The sequence below is a fragment of the Campylobacter concisus genome, from assembly GCF_003048535.1.
Classification (GTDB): Bacteria; Campylobacterota; Campylobacteria; order Campylobacterales; family Campylobacteraceae; genus Campylobacter_A; species Campylobacter_A concisus_S.
The window spans coordinates 140,230-153,225 of sequence record NZ_PIRQ01000001.1; the positions used below are offsets into that span (position 1 = coordinate 140,230).

The window sequence follows — 12,996 nt, forward strand, 5'->3', positions numbered from 1 at the left end:
CTAGCCCTCGTAAAACGAGCTAAAGAGTAAAATTTCATCATTTTCCTCGTTATTTTTGCTATCTTTTATAAGACTAGCCAAAACACCAGCAAAATACGGAGCAAAGCTAAGCTCATTTAGTCCATAAGCTTGGTTATAGATCAAGTTGCTATATATGTTATCGCGTCCAAGAGCTGGCTTATCGTTTGAGCTAAGAAGTACGTAGTTTGCCCTAAAACTAGGCTCTTTTAGCTCGCTTATGCCAAGATGTATCTTTAGCTCATTTAAAAATGCATTAATCTTTTCAGTTTTAACAAGCGTATCGATAGCGCCGACTTGTAAATTTGTAATAATCGTAACGCCATTTTTAGTAGGATAAATTTTGGCAAATAGATCATTTAAAATGATTGGTTTTTTAGGGATTTGCCCTTCATTTAAGCTAAGATCAATAGTATAAAATTTAGCCAAAATCGCATTTAAGCTCGTACCTAGTTTATTTGAAAGCTCTAAATTTTTTGAAGTGATCACAAAGTTATCAGCCTCATATTCGCCGTTATTGCCGGTAGCTTTTTGCACTATTTGCCCCTGCGTTTTTAGCTCATAAATTTCATCATTTATAAATTTTACCCCGAGAGAATTTAACTCATTTATCAAAGCTTTTTTTAGCTCATTTGTGTCAATACTTGCGTTTTTGACTAAATTTATAGCGCCTTTTATGTTTTTATTTATTAGTCCAAAATTTGCAAGCTCTTTATCTACGCTTAAAATTTCTTGCTCGCTATGGGCAACCTTTATCTCATCAAGCCTTTTTTTAAAGCTTTCGTCATTGCTAAAAAGTAGATAAATACCGCTCTCATCGAAATTTATCTGCGGATATTTTTCGTTTAGCTTTCTTAAAATTTCAAAGCTTTTCTTACCAAATTTTGAAAACAAAATTTGCATCTTTTTGTCGTGAGCTTTGGTTGATTTAAGTGTAAAATTTGTCATCCAAGCTCTAAAATTTTCATTTAAGCAAATACTTATATCAAGCTCGCTTTTTTTGCTAACTAGCCCCATAAACGAGCTAGATATCGCTCCATCTTTTGCAAGAGCGTGTGTGCTAAAGGGTGCTAAAATTCCATTTGTAAAATCATCTTTTTGGCTGCTAATAATTAAAATTTCTTCACCTTTTTTAGCTAATTCGTAAGCCGTAAATAACGCACTAAAATTATCTCCAATAATCGCTACTTTGCCCATAATAACCCTTTGTTTTAAATTATTCTTGTAATGATAATATAAATTCAAATTTAAAGCAAAATGGTGTAAAATCAACCATTTTTAAAGAAAATGGAAATTTATCAAATGATAGAAAAATTAAAAATTATTGCTGAACTTATCGTTTTTAAGCATTCTGTTTTTGCTTTACCTTTTATTTTTGTTGCGATGATAGTTGCTAGCAAGATAGAAAGTGGCTCTGCTTGGTTTGGCTTTAAACTGCTTATCTTAGGTACTTTTTGCGCTGTTAGTGCTAGAAATTTTGCTATGGCTTTTAATAGATATAAAGATGAAGATATCGATAAGCTAAATCCGCGAACTGCGAGCCGTCCAAGCGTTGATGGCCGTATCGGTAGGAGCAATATGCAGCTTTTTATCGTGGCAAATGCGTTTATTTTTATTGTATGCGCTTATTTTATAAATTCGCTAGCATTTTGGCTAAGTTTTCCTATTTTAGCTGTTCTTGGTGGATATTCGCTATTTAAACGCTTTAGCGAGCTAGCACATCTGGTGCTTGGCCTTAGCCTAGGTCTTGCTCCAATCGCTGGCGTGGTCGCAGTGAGCGCTGCTATACCGCTTTGGAGCGTGTTACTTTGCCTTGGTGTGACATTTTGGGTAGCTGGATTTGACTTGCTTTACTCGCTTCAAGATATGAAATTTGATAAAGAAAATAAGCTCTTTAGCATACCAGCTATTTACGGCGACAAGGCTACGCTTTTTTTATCGGCCATTTTTCACGCTTTAGCTTTTATATTTTGGCTACTTTTTGCTTGGGCAGCTGGACTTGGAGCGATGGCATTTTTTGGAATTTTAGTAAGTGGCGTTATTTTATTTTTTGAGCATAGGATCGTAAGACGCGATTTTAGCAAGATAGATAGAGCATTTTTTACGTTAAATGGCTATCTGGGAATTTTATTTTTTATCTTTGTTTGGATTAGCGTATTATGAGTGAGATTAAGCTGTTTAAAGCACCTCTTGATATGGAATTTGAGTCTGATAAAGATGGGAGCGAGAAATTTAAAAGAGAGTTTGACTCCATCTTGCCGGGCGAAGAGGACGCGCTTGGGGCTTGGCTAAAACGAGCTAAATCACGTGGCGAAACCAAAGAGAGCGATCAAGTTTTATTAACTTTGCTGATCGAGCTTCACAGAAAAGTTGATACGCTGAGTGATTATATTAAAAACGAACATAAGCAATATTTGCCACTAAAAGAGAGGACGAGTATCGAAGAAATCGGTTTTACTCATATAAAAATAAGCGAAGAAAAATTTATAAAAGATGAAATTTACTACGCAAGGATTGCTATGCCTATCTTTCCAAAGAGAAATTTGAGCCTTTATTTAAGAGCTATTAGTGAAAATTTAGCAAAGATAGAAAATATGCACGAAGAGGATGAAGCCGACTGGAACGCTTACGTAACAGCCAGAGAGCGTGTAATGATAAGAGAAATGAGAGCGAATTCGTAAAGGAAAAATATGGAAATTTATATCTTTTTAGGCTTTGGTATCGTTTTGGCGATAATAGTAGCTTTAATGTTGATAAAAGATAGTGAGACAAATAAAAAATTTGCGAGATTTGAGCGAGCGATAGAAAGCGTTATGCAAGAAAATTTCAATCTAAAAAAACAAATTTCAATGCTTGAGGGCGAGGCGTTTAAAAATAGTGAACAATATGAGCCACTTAAAAAACAGATAAAAGAAAATATTGATTTGCAAATAAATGAGAAAATTGTACCAATAATTCGTGCGATTAAGAGTATTGAGCGAGTAATTGATGATTTTGCAACAGAGCAAAAAGATAGGATAGTTAGTCTTGAAGAGCGAACAAGAGATATTAATAAAATCGCACCAAGCGTCATCAATGAAGAAGAGCAAATTTTAAAAATGTTTAAAGATGGCAAAAGCGCAGCCATGATCGCTAAAGATCTTCACGTGGGTATGGGGCGAGTTGAATTTGTGCTTAAATTTCATAAATTAGCCTAAATTTGGGCTAATTTTAAAAGACAAAACTACTCTTAAACTACAAAAATTAGCTTAAATTTTTATTTTGATTTAAATCTTTTAACATATAATTGAAAAAATTATAAAAAGCTCTAACCAAGCTTAAGAAGGTGCTTTATGCTAATCGATAAATATGGTCGGGTTGTTGATTATTTAAGGATTTCTGTAACTCAGCGTTGCAACTTTAGGTGTAGGTATTGCATGCCTACAACGCCATTTAGCTGGACGCCAAGAGAGAATTTATTAACTTTTGAAGAGCTATTTTTATTTGTAAAAGTGGCTATCGATGAAGGTATAAAAAAGATAAGAATCACTGGTGGCGAACCGCTTGTACGTAAGGATTTAGACGTTTTTATAAAGATGATAAGTGATTATAATCCAGACATTGATCTAGCGCTTACTACAAATGGTTATATGCTTTCATATTTTGCCAAAAGGCTAAAAGACGCTGGACTAAAGCGCATAAATATGTCGCTTGATACACTAAATGAGCAAAAGGCTAAATTTATCGCACAAAAAAGCGTTTTACACGAAGTTCTAGCTGGCTTTGAAGCAGCTCATGATGCTGGATTAAAAGTAAAAATCAACACTGTCGCACTAAAAGGTGTAAATGATGATGAGCTTATAAATTTGCTAGAGTTTGCTAAATTTAGAGATTCTCAGATCAGATTTATTGAGTATATGGAAAATTCACACGCTAAAGATGATCTAAAAGGGCTAAGTAGCGATGAAATTTTAAAAATCATCTCACAAAAATATAATGTCACAAAAGATGGAAAACTACCAAATGCGCCTGCGTCTATTTATAGACTTGATGATGGTTATAAATTTGGTATCATTGATCCGCATAAGCACGACTTTTGCGAGAGTTGCAACCGTATCAGGCTAAGTGCCGAGGGGCTTTTGATACCTTGCCTTTACTTTGAAGAGGCTCTTAGCATCAAAAAAGCGGTTGAAAAAGGTGATATCGTAGCTGCAAGTGAAATTTTAAGGCAAGTACTAGCAAGCAAGCCAAAAGAGAACAAATGGGCGATAGGTGCTAGCAATGAAACCTCTTCGCGTGCCTTTTATCAAACTGGTGGTTGATGAGCAAAGAGCTAGAGCTAGTTGAGGCGTTTTTAAGCATCCAAGGCGAAGGAGCTTACCAAGGTAGACTCGCTATATTTTTACGCTTTTTAGGCTGCAACTTAAACTGCTCTGGCTTTGGCGTGCAAACAAAGTCTTTAAAAACTGGCGAAAGCTTACTAGGGTGTGATAGCATAAGGGCTGTTTTTAAAGGGCATTTTAATTATAAAGTTTACAGCATAGATGAAATTTTAGGCTTAGTTGATAACCTATGTAAAGGCTTAATGCAAAAACCGATCATTGTTTTGACCGGTGGCGAACCGCTCATTTGGCATGAAAATGAAAATTTTATAAATTTGGTAAAGAAATTGCTTGAAGATTATGAAGTGCATTTTGAGACGAATGGCACGATCTTGGTTGATTTTGCTAAATATGAAATTTATAAAAAATGCCACTTTGCACTTGGTATAAAGCTAGCAAATAGCGGAGTTAATGAACAAAAACGTATAAATTTAGACGCTATTTTAGCTATTAAAAATAATGCAAGAAGTAGCTTTTTAAAATTTGTCCTCTCACACTTTGACAAAAGTGAGTTAGACGAAATTATAAATATAAAAAATCAAGTTGATTTGCCAGTTTGGTGCATGGCAATAGGGGCGAATAGAGCTGAGCTAAACGAAAATGCTTTAAAAACAGCAGAATTCGCCATAAAGTATGGATTTAACTACTCGGAGCGTATCCACATCAGGCTTTGGAGTGATAAAGAAGGTGTTTGATGATTATTAGAAAGCTTTTTAGATTTGAAAATGCACATATTGTGAGATTTTGTAGCTCAAAGCGTTGCAGGACTAGCATCCACGGACACAGCTATGTGGCTGAAATTTTACTTAGCTCAAATTTTCTTGATAACGCCGGCATGGTCTATGATTTTGGTTTAATGAAGCAAAATATAAAAACGATTATTGATAGTTTTGATCACGCTACGACAATATTTTCAGGCGATAATGATGAGTATAAAAATGATCTAAAAAAGCACTCGGCAAGATGGATCGAGATCCCGCTAAATCCAAGTGCAGAGCAGTTTTGCCGTATATTTTTTGTACTCATAGAAAGACTACTTGAGCTTAGTGTGATGAACAACGGTGAGCGTGAAGTGAAGCTTCATAGCATTATCGTGCATGAGACTGATACGGGCTATGCACAGTGCTTTAAAGAGGACGCCGTAAATGCGCAAATGGGCGAGATAAGACTAGATGAGATCAAATTTTCAGATGCTATCATAGAAGAGTGGGAAGATAAAAATTTATTTGAGAAAATGAAAAATAGGTTAAAAATAGAAATTCCAAAGGACGTTTGATGAAAAAAATTATAACTTCTTTTTTATTTATAGCTGGTCTATTTGTGGGTTGTGGAGATAAAGATGAGGCTAAAAATGATATTAGCGAGCCAGTGCCGAGTGACGTGACCATAGCTCAACCAGACGCAAATGTCACAATTGATGAACAACTCCCGCCTGAGCCAGTCGTCGAAGAGAACGAGCCTTCTAAAGATAAGAAATGAACGAACATCTCTCCTCGCTTTTTGCATACACTTTGCCTTTTCATGTGACATTTTTTTATGCGCTAGTTGCCTGTAATATACTTTATTTAATACTTACTCAGTTTAGCAGCAATAGTAAAAACTATGTGCTTCGTATAAGATATTTTTTACCGATTTATCATATGCTACTTAGTTTTCTTACACTTACTGGACTTATTTTATGGGCGTATTATGGATATGAGTTTAAATTTAATGCCATAAAAATGTTAATCATCTTAATAATTTTAATCGCACTTAGTGCCATAGGTTTTAAAAGATTAAAAATTTATGCAGCTAATGGCGATTTAGAAAAATTTAAAAAATTTGCCCTTATTAAGGGATTTTGTGATCTTGTTTTAGTTGTAGTTGCAGGGATTTAGATGAAATTTTTATATGATAAAAATGCAGGTAATGAAAGCTTAAAGATAGTAAATGAAGCTTTTTTGCACCTAAAAGCTAGAAGAATGCAAGCTGGTGAGCGAATAAGTGTTAGAAATTTACGAGATTTTAAAGAGTATATTTATGAAATTGATGAGATTGATAGGCGAAGTGCGAGCTTAAGTCTTGTCTTTGCCAGCTTAAATGGCGAGCAAAAATTCGACTTTACGATCGCTTGGGCTATCGTCGATCCAAAGACAATTGAAAAGACATTGCCATTTTTAAATGAACTTGGCGTTGGTAAAATAGCTTTTGTCTATACTAAATTTTCTCAAGCAAATTTTAAGATAGATATTGAAAGGCTAAACTATATAAATGCTCTCTCTTGCGAGCAGTGCGGACGAACTTCATTAATGGATTTTGAAATTTATAAAAATTTGGACGAGCTAATGAGTGTTTATAAAAATGTCTCAGCTATAAATTTTGGCGGTAAAAGCTTAAATGAAAAGAAAGATGATGAGCTTTTAATAATTGGTCCAGAGGGTGGATTTAGCGAGGATGAGTCGGCTAAATTTAAAAATAGCTACTGCCTAAATACTAAAAACATCTTAAGATCGCAGACCGCGGTTATCTCAGTAGCGGCAAAATTCCTAGCTTAATTTATTTGATTTTTAGATTTCTTTTTATATAATCAGCAACTTTTAATGTAGATAATTAGCCCAAAAATAATAAAGGAAAAATGATGAAAAAAGATATCCATCCAGAATACGTAGATTGCACTGTAACTTGTGCTTGCGGAAACACTTTTAAAACAAAGTCAAACAAAAGCGAGATCAGAATTGACATTTGCGACAAGTGCCACCCATTTTTTACAGGCAGCGAAAAGATAGTTGACAGTGCCGGCCGTGTTGAGAAATTTAAGAAAAAATACGCTCAAAAATAAGCCTTGCTCTACTTTATTCCTACTCCAATAGGAAATTTAGAAGATATCTCGCTTCGCGCGATTAGAATTTTGCGTGAATGTGAGATAGCTATCTGCGAAGATACAAGAGTCTGTAAAAGTCTTATAAACTTGCTAAATGAACGCTTTGAAGCAAGTATAAATATATCAAAATTTATTCCACTTCACACTCACAACGAAAATGATTTTTTTGTAAATTTAAGTGATGATTTTTTTAGCAAAAATGTAGCCTACATGAGCGATGCCGGCATGCCAGGTATCAGCGATCCAGGCGTTAGCCTAGTAAGATATGCTCAAAAAAATAACATTGAATATGAAATTTTAAGTGGAGCAAACGCCGCACTTCTAAGCGTGGTTGCAAGCGGGCTTTGTGATAAGGAATTTGTCTTTTTAGGCTTTTTGCCAAATACTGGCAGAGATAGGTCTTTGGCTATACAAAATGTTCTAAATTTAGCCTATCCAGCCGTTATTTACGAAAGCCCAAAACGCATACTAGGCTTAGTACAAAGCATCGCAAATCTAGAACCTGAGAGAGAAATTTTTGCCATAAAAGAGGCTACGAAAAAATTTGAGACTAAATTTAAAGAAAAGGCTCAAAATTTAGCTCAAATTTTAGAAAAAGCAAATTTAAGCGGAGAGTGGGCGGTTGTCATCTCAAAAAGTGACAAAACAGCCACTCAAAATATCACAAAAGATGAGATACTTTCGCTTAATCTTGCCCCAAAAGTAAAAGCAAAATTGCTTAACAAAATAACCGGAGAAGATGTAAAAAAGATATATGATGAGCTTATAAAAGCTTAAATTATATGCTACAAAACTGCTAAGTGATACTAAAACGAAAGTGTAAAATTTACTCTAGTTAGATACAAAAATAAGTTAAATTTTAATTGACTTTAGCTACCATAAGTTACCATGATAATATACGGAAAACAACTATTTTTACATATTTTGAACAAGCGACCACAGATATTAGAAGAGATATATCTCTCAAAAGAGTGTGACAAAAAACTCTTCTCTAAAATTTGTGGCACAGGCAAAAAGATCATTCGCGTGGATAATCAAAAAGCACAGTCTTTGGCTCGCGGTGGAAACCATCAAGGTTTTTTAGCGAATGTTAGTGAGTTTGAATTTTCAGACATTGCCGAGCTTAAAAAGCTAAATTTTATCGCTATTCTTTATGGCATAAGCGATGTTGGCAATATCGGTGCTATCGCTAGAAGTGCTTATGCTCTAGGCTGCGAAGGTCTTGTGATAGTGGCAAAAAGTATAAATATGCAAGGTGTTTTAAGATCAAGTAGTGGTGCTGCTTATGAGATACCAATAGCGATTTTTGAAGACGGGCTTAGTTTGCTAAATGAACTAAAACAATTTGGTTTTAAAATTTATGCAACAGCAAGTAATGGCAAAAACGTAAAAGAGATGAAGTTTGCTGGTAAGAGAGCTTTGGTGATGGGCTCAGAGGGCGAAGGTATACCGCAAAAGGCTCTGGCAAAGTGCGATGAGTGTATCGGTATAAAGTTAAAAGAGGGCTGGGACTCCTTAAATGTAAGTGCAGCTTTTGCAATAATTTGTGACAGGATGATAGATGAATGAATTAGAGAATTTAAAAGAGATAGGTATAAAGGAAATTTCACGTAAAACGCATATTGAGCCTACATTTTTACAATATATTTTTGATAAAAATTTTGAAAAATTATCACGTTTAAATATTCGAGGTTATGCCAAGATTTTGCAACGTGAATATGATGTTGATTTGAGCGAGTTGCTCGCTGAATATGATGCCTTTATGCAAGAAAACACTCCAGATGAGAGTCACAAAACTAAAGTTACTCCAAAAATTTCTTCTTACACTCCAAAAGATATTACCATACAAAAACAAAGCGGTAGTGGCGGTGTTGGATTTTTATTTTGGCTCATCATTTTAGCTATTATCGCTGGCGGGGCATATCATTTTGATGCTTACAAATATATCGAGAATTTTTTATCGTTTTTAAATGATGAGAATAAAAGCGTGAGCTATTCGCAGTCAAGCATAGTAAATGAGGTGAAGAAAAATATCATCGATACAAATATCACCATCTCTCAAAATAGCCCTAAAATAGAAGCAAACATATCAAGCGTAAAAATTTCAGCTCCAGTTGAGCAAAATGTGACAACAAGTCCTGTGAACATGGAACAAAACGCTGTGAAGCCAAGCATGACGGCTCAGTCAGCTCCTAAGATAGAGCAAAACATTACAAAGCCACTAAATGAGGCGGTCATTACACCAAAACAACGTGTCTGGATAGGGATAATTAATCTTGAAAATGGTCAAAAAATATCAAACGACACAAGTAAAAGCATAAATATAAATTTAGACCAAAGACAGCTTGTGGTTTGTGGAAATGGCAACATTGAGCTAAAGATTGGCGATAAGGTAACAAAATATAATCCAAGTCGTCCGGCTAGATTTTTAGTGGAAAATGGAGAGATGAAATTTGTGAGCTATGATGAGTTTGTAGAACTTAACAAGGGCAAATCTTGGTAAGAAAAATAGCGATTTTCACCGCTTTTAGTGTATTTGCCTATGCTTTTAGCTTGCAAACTAGTGCAAGTGCTTTAAGCAATGTTGGAAATGTGCAAATTTCTTTAGAAAATTTAGACCAAAATGGCTCACTCAATGTCAATGAGCTAGTATCAAGATTAAAACAAAACTCAAGTTACGATAGCATTTCATTTGGTTCAAATAGTTTGAATTTAAAATTTATAAGCGAGCAAAAGGTTCCTTCTACATTATTTGTAAAATCAATAAATTCAACTCTGGATGATGCCAACATAAGTATTTCAAGGATAAATTCCTTAAAAAATGGAGATCAAATTTCTTATGGAATTTCAGCCATAAAAAATGGTGGAATAGATCCAAATTTATTAAGCTTAGCACTTAGTCAAAGCGGTTTTAAAATTTTAGGATTTGATAGAGTTGATGGGAATTTAGAGATATTTTTAGATGCTCAGAATATGATCCTTAAGGCTGCAAAGGTAAATTTTGACGAAGAGACGCCACTTTTAAAAAGTGGTGGTACTTATTTTGTTGATGTTGAGGGTGCAAGTAGTCTAGATATCGCATCAAAAGAGTCAAATAGATGGATGCCACTTGTTAGAATTTATGATAAAAATTTAAATCAGATTGACTCTATAAAAGAGGAGCAAGCAAAAACCGCCGTTTCTATAAATTTAGCAATAGGCGCAAAATACGCATTAATTAGCGACAATGTTGATATAAATAATATAAAAAATGAGATAATTATCAAGCTTATAAAATAGGAGTAAGCAGTGTTTGATGAGATAAGATTTAATACAATTGAGCGTTTGCCAAACTACGTTTTTGCCGAAGTGAATGCAATAAAAATGGCTGCGCGAAGAGCTGGAGAAGACATCATCGACTTTTCTATGGGTAATCCTGAGGGCAGAACGCCACAGCACATCGTCGATAAACTATGCGAAAGCGCGCAAAAGGACAAGACTCACGGCTACTCAGCCAGTGCTGGAATTTATAAGCTTCGCCTTGCCATTTGCAACTGGTACAAAAGAAAATATGGCGTAAATTTAGACCCAGACACTGAAGCAGTCGCCACGATGGGTAGCAAAGAGGGTTTTGTTCACTTAGCTCAAGCCGTGATAAACCCAGGCGATGTGGCTATCGTGCCCGATCCTGCTTATCCGATACACACGCAAGCGTTTTTATTTGCTGGCGGAAGTGTCGCAAAGATGCCACTTCACTATAATGATAAATTTGAGCTAGATGAGAATAAATTTTTTGAAAATTTGATCCAAACTATACATGCAAGCTCACCAAAGCCAAAATACGTAGTCGTAAATTTTCCTCACAACCCAACGACCGTAACCGTGCAAAAGAGCTTTTATGAGCGCCTTGTAAGCATTGCAAAACAAGAGAGATTTTACATCATCTCAGACATCGCTTACGCTGATCTTACATTTGACGGCTACAAAACGCCAAGCATCTTTGAGGTTGATGGTGCAAAAGATGTTGCAGTAGAGTGCTACACACTTTCAAAAAGCTATAATATGGCTGGCTGGAGAGTTGGCTTTATGTGCGGAAATAAAAGACTTTGCGCTGCACTTAAAAAGATAAAATCATGGGTTGATTACGGCATGTTTACGCCGATCCAGGTGGCTGCCACAGTCGCACTTGATGGCGATCAAAGCTGCGTTGAAGAGATACGCCAAATTTATGAAAAAAGAAGAGATGTGATGATAGAGGCCTTTGCTCAGGCTGGTTGGGAGCTTAAAAAACCAAGCTCTAGTATGTTTATCTGGGCGAAGCTACCGCCAAAAGTTAGCCACTTAGGTAGCCTTGAGTTTTCAAAGCAGCTTCTTACAAAGGCATCAGTCGCAGTTAGTCCGGGTATTGGTTTTGGCGAGGGCGGAAACGACTATGTGCGTCTAGCTCTTATCGAAAACGAAAATAGAATAAGGCAAGCAGCAAGAAATATAAAAAAATATTTGAAAGAATTTGAATGAATGTAGCGATATTAGGCGTTGGAACGGTTGGCGAGTCAGTTGCTAAAATTTTACTAAAAAACAAAAAGCTAATTGCAGCAAGAAGTGGCGAGGAGATCGTACCAGTCATTGGAGTGGTTAGAAATTTAAATAAAAAAAGAGAAGCCGGTATCCCTTTGACTGACGATATAAATAGCGTTGTAAACCGCGATGATATCGACGTTTTTGTCGAGCTTATGGGTGGTGTAGAAGAGCCTTTTAGGGTTGTGAGTGAAATTTTAAAGCGCAAAAAAGCAGTTGTAACTGCAAACAAAGCACTTCTTGCCTACCACAGATATGCTTTGCAAAATTTAGCCAAAAACACGCCATTTGGCTTTGAAGCAAGCGTGGCTGGGGGCATACCGATCATTAGAGCATTAAGAGAAGGCTTAAGCGCAAATCATATCGTTAGTATAAATGGCATACTAAACGGAACTAGTAACTTTATCCTAACCTCGATGATGGACGAGGGCTCAAATTTTAAAGACGCACTTAAAAAGGCGCGAGAGCTCGGATACGCTGAGGCTGATCCTACTTTTGACGTGGGAGGCTTTGATACGGCTCATAAGCTTCTTATACTGGCAAGCATCGCATACGGTGTGCATGGCGATCCAGAGGATATTTTGATCGAAGGAATAAAAGGTATTACACCTGAAGATATATTTTTTGCAAAAGATTTTGAATACTCAATAAAACTTCTGGCCATTGCCAAAAAAAGTGAGGGTAAAATCGAGCTACGCGTACATCCAGCACTTGTGCCACAAAATAAAATGATAGCAAAGGCAAGTGGCGTGACAAATGCGATCAGTGTCGTTGGCGAGGTCGTTGGCGAGACGATGTACTATGGACCTGGAGCTGGCGGCGATGCAACGGCAAGCGCGGTGATCAGCGATCTTATCGACATCGCAAGAGATAGCAAATCGCCGATGCTAGGATATAAAGCACCATTTGAATTAAATACGCTTGAGCTACTTGACCGCGATAGGATAAAGACAAAGTATTACTTTAGATTAAAAGTCGAAGATAAAATGGGTGTGCTAGCAAAGATTACAAATTTAATGAGCGAAAATAACTTATCGATTGATAGCATACTTCAAAAACCAAAAGATGAGAGCGAATTTGCGGTATTGTTTTTTACGACACATACGAGTCTTGAGGCTGATGTAAGAAGGACAATTGAAATTTTAAAAGAGCAAGAGTATATAAAAGAAGAGCCATTTATGATGAGGATCGAGGAGTAGC

General features: G+C 35.9%; 17 protein-coding genes. 16 read left to right on the forward strand and 1 reads right to left on the reverse strand.

From position 1 onward, the window contains the following. The gene (locus CVS93_RS00730) at positions 1–1,215 is read right to left on the reverse strand and encodes an FAD-dependent oxidoreductase (protein ID WP_107686187.1); all 1,215 of its coding nucleotides are present in this window, start codon (positions 1,213–1,215) and stop codon (positions 1–3) included. A 105-nt stretch (positions 1,216–1,320) separates the two neighbouring features. Here CVS93_RS00730 and mqnP point away from each other — a divergent pair, with 105 nt between their 5' ends. The 16 genes from mqnP (at position 1,321) to CVS93_RS00810 (ending at position 12,995) form a co-directional block, all read left to right on the forward strand. Further along, positions 1,321–2,181 carry a menaquinone biosynthesis prenyltransferase MqnP gene (gene mqnP, locus CVS93_RS00735; RefSeq protein WP_107686188.1) on the forward strand — a complete coding sequence of 287 codons (861 nt, stop codon included), beginning with the start codon at positions 1,321–1,323 and terminating at the stop codon, positions 2,179–2,181. Beyond that, positions 2,178–2,699, forward strand: coding sequence for a hypothetical protein (locus CVS93_RS00740; protein ID WP_107686189.1), 522 nt, complete (start codon positions 2,178–2,180; stop codon positions 2,697–2,699). Before mqnP ends, CVS93_RS00740 begins: the two co-directional genes overlap by 4 nt. Before the next feature lie 9 nt (positions 2,700–2,708). Beyond that, entirely contained in the window at positions 2,709–3,215 is a 507-nt protein-coding gene (locus tag CVS93_RS00745; protein WP_021091068.1) for a DUF6115 domain-containing protein, read from the forward strand. 135 nt (positions 3,216–3,350) lie between these two features. Then, positions 3,351–4,319, forward strand: coding sequence for a GTP 3',8-cyclase MoaA (gene moaA / locus CVS93_RS00750; protein WP_107686190.1), 969 nt, complete (start codon positions 3,351–3,353; stop codon positions 4,317–4,319). Beyond that, the gene (locus CVS93_RS00755) at positions 4,319–5,074 is read left to right on the forward strand and encodes a 7-carboxy-7-deazaguanine synthase QueE (RefSeq protein WP_107686191.1); all 756 of its coding nucleotides are present in this window, start codon (positions 4,319–4,321) and stop codon (positions 5,072–5,074) included. The genes moaA and CVS93_RS00755 overlap by 1 nt, the downstream gene beginning before the upstream one ends. Beyond that, a complete protein-coding gene (locus CVS93_RS00760; RefSeq protein ID WP_103577347.1) occupies positions 5,074–5,655 on the forward strand; it encodes a 6-pyruvoyl trahydropterin synthase family protein in 582 nt (193 codons plus the stop codon). Before CVS93_RS00755 ends, CVS93_RS00760 begins: the two co-directional genes overlap by 1 nt. After that, complete coding sequence (locus CVS93_RS00765) at positions 5,655–5,858, forward strand: hypothetical protein (RefSeq protein WP_021090529.1); 204 nt, start codon at positions 5,655–5,657, stop codon at positions 5,856–5,858. The genes CVS93_RS00760 and CVS93_RS00765 overlap by 1 nt, the downstream gene beginning before the upstream one ends. Continuing rightward, positions 5,855–6,256, forward strand: a complete 402-nt coding sequence (locus CVS93_RS00770; protein WP_103624781.1) for a hypothetical protein — start codon at positions 5,855–5,857, stop codon at positions 6,254–6,256. Before CVS93_RS00765 ends, CVS93_RS00770 begins: the two co-directional genes overlap by 4 nt. Further along, positions 6,257–6,913 carry a 16S rRNA (uracil(1498)-N(3))-methyltransferase gene (locus tag CVS93_RS00775; protein WP_103624780.1) on the forward strand — a complete coding sequence of 219 codons (657 nt, stop codon included), beginning with the start codon at positions 6,257–6,259 and terminating at the stop codon, positions 6,911–6,913. An 83-nt stretch (positions 6,914–6,996) separates the two neighbouring features. Next, on the forward strand, positions 6,997–7,197 hold the full coding sequence (gene rpmE, locus CVS93_RS00780; protein WP_002942443.1) for a 50S ribosomal protein L31: 201 nt from the start codon (positions 6,997–6,999) through the stop codon (positions 7,195–7,197). A gap of 3 nt (positions 7,198–7,200) precedes the next feature. Continuing rightward, a complete protein-coding gene (rsmI, locus tag CVS93_RS00785; protein WP_107686192.1) occupies positions 7,201–8,016 on the forward strand; it encodes a 16S rRNA (cytidine(1402)-2'-O)-methyltransferase in 816 nt (271 codons plus the stop codon). 111 nt (positions 8,017–8,127) lie between these two features. Next, complete coding sequence (gene rlmB / locus CVS93_RS00790) at positions 8,128–8,808, forward strand: 23S rRNA (guanosine(2251)-2'-O)-methyltransferase RlmB (RefSeq protein ID WP_054196059.1); 681 nt, start codon at positions 8,128–8,130, stop codon at positions 8,806–8,808. Next, on the forward strand, positions 8,801–9,742 hold the full coding sequence (locus CVS93_RS00795) for a phosphatidylglycerophosphate synthase (RefSeq protein ID WP_107686193.1): 942 nt from the start codon (positions 8,801–8,803) through the stop codon (positions 9,740–9,742). The genes rlmB and CVS93_RS00795 overlap by 8 nt, the downstream gene beginning before the upstream one ends. After that, a complete protein-coding gene (locus CVS93_RS00800; protein WP_107686194.1) occupies positions 9,736–10,518 on the forward strand; it encodes a hypothetical protein in 783 nt (260 codons plus the stop codon). Before CVS93_RS00795 ends, CVS93_RS00800 begins: the two co-directional genes overlap by 7 nt. A gap of 9 nt (positions 10,519–10,527) precedes the next feature. After that, positions 10,528–11,736 carry an LL-diaminopimelate aminotransferase gene (locus CVS93_RS00805; RefSeq protein WP_107686195.1) on the forward strand — a complete coding sequence of 403 codons (1,209 nt, stop codon included), beginning with the start codon at positions 10,528–10,530 and terminating at the stop codon, positions 11,734–11,736. Continuing rightward, entirely contained in the window at positions 11,733–12,995 is a 1,263-nt protein-coding gene (locus tag CVS93_RS00810; RefSeq protein ID WP_107686196.1) for a homoserine dehydrogenase, read from the forward strand. Before CVS93_RS00805 ends, CVS93_RS00810 begins: the two co-directional genes overlap by 4 nt. Position 12,996 lies beyond the last annotated feature (1 nt).

Bases quoted from the DNA above. Each gene is read 5' to 3' on its own strand.
- rlmB (WP_054196059.1), top strand. From the start codon at position 8,128: ATGATAATATACGGAAAACAACTATTTTTACATATTTTGAACAAGCGA.
- mqnP (WP_107686188.1), top strand. From the start codon at position 1,321: ATGATAGAAAAATTAAAAATTATTGCTGAACTTATCGTTTTTAAGCAT.
- rpmE (WP_002942443.1), top strand. From the start codon at position 6,997: ATGAAAAAAGATATCCATCCAGAATACGTAGATTGCACTGTAACTTGT.
- CVS93_RS00795 (WP_107686193.1), top strand. From the start codon at position 8,801: ATGAATGAATTAGAGAATTTAAAAGAGATAGGTATAAAGGAAATTTCA.
- CVS93_RS00730 (WP_107686187.1), bottom strand. From the start codon at position 1,215: ATGGGCAAAGTAGCGATTATTGGAGATAATTTTAGTGCGTTATTTACG.
- CVS93_RS00770 (WP_103624781.1), top strand. From the start codon at position 5,855: ATGAACGAACATCTCTCCTCGCTTTTTGCATACACTTTGCCTTTTCAT.
- moaA (WP_107686190.1), top strand. From the start codon at position 3,351: ATGCTAATCGATAAATATGGTCGGGTTGTTGATTATTTAAGGATTTCT.
- CVS93_RS00760 (WP_103577347.1), top strand. From the start codon at position 5,074: ATGATTATTAGAAAGCTTTTTAGATTTGAAAATGCACATATTGTGAGA.
- CVS93_RS00740 (WP_107686189.1), top strand. From the start codon at position 2,178: ATGAGTGAGATTAAGCTGTTTAAAGCACCTCTTGATATGGAATTTGAG.
- CVS93_RS00755 (WP_107686191.1), top strand. From the start codon at position 4,319: ATGAGCAAAGAGCTAGAGCTAGTTGAGGCGTTTTTAAGCATCCAAGGC.
- CVS93_RS00745 (WP_021091068.1), top strand. From the start codon at position 2,709: ATGGAAATTTATATCTTTTTAGGCTTTGGTATCGTTTTGGCGATAATA.
- CVS93_RS00775 (WP_103624780.1), top strand. From the start codon at position 6,257: ATGAAATTTTTATATGATAAAAATGCAGGTAATGAAAGCTTAAAGATA.
- CVS93_RS00765 (WP_021090529.1), top strand. From the start codon at position 5,655: ATGAAAAAAATTATAACTTCTTTTTTATTTATAGCTGGTCTATTTGTG.
- CVS93_RS00810 (WP_107686196.1), top strand. From the start codon at position 11,733: ATGAATGTAGCGATATTAGGCGTTGGAACGGTTGGCGAGTCAGTTGCT.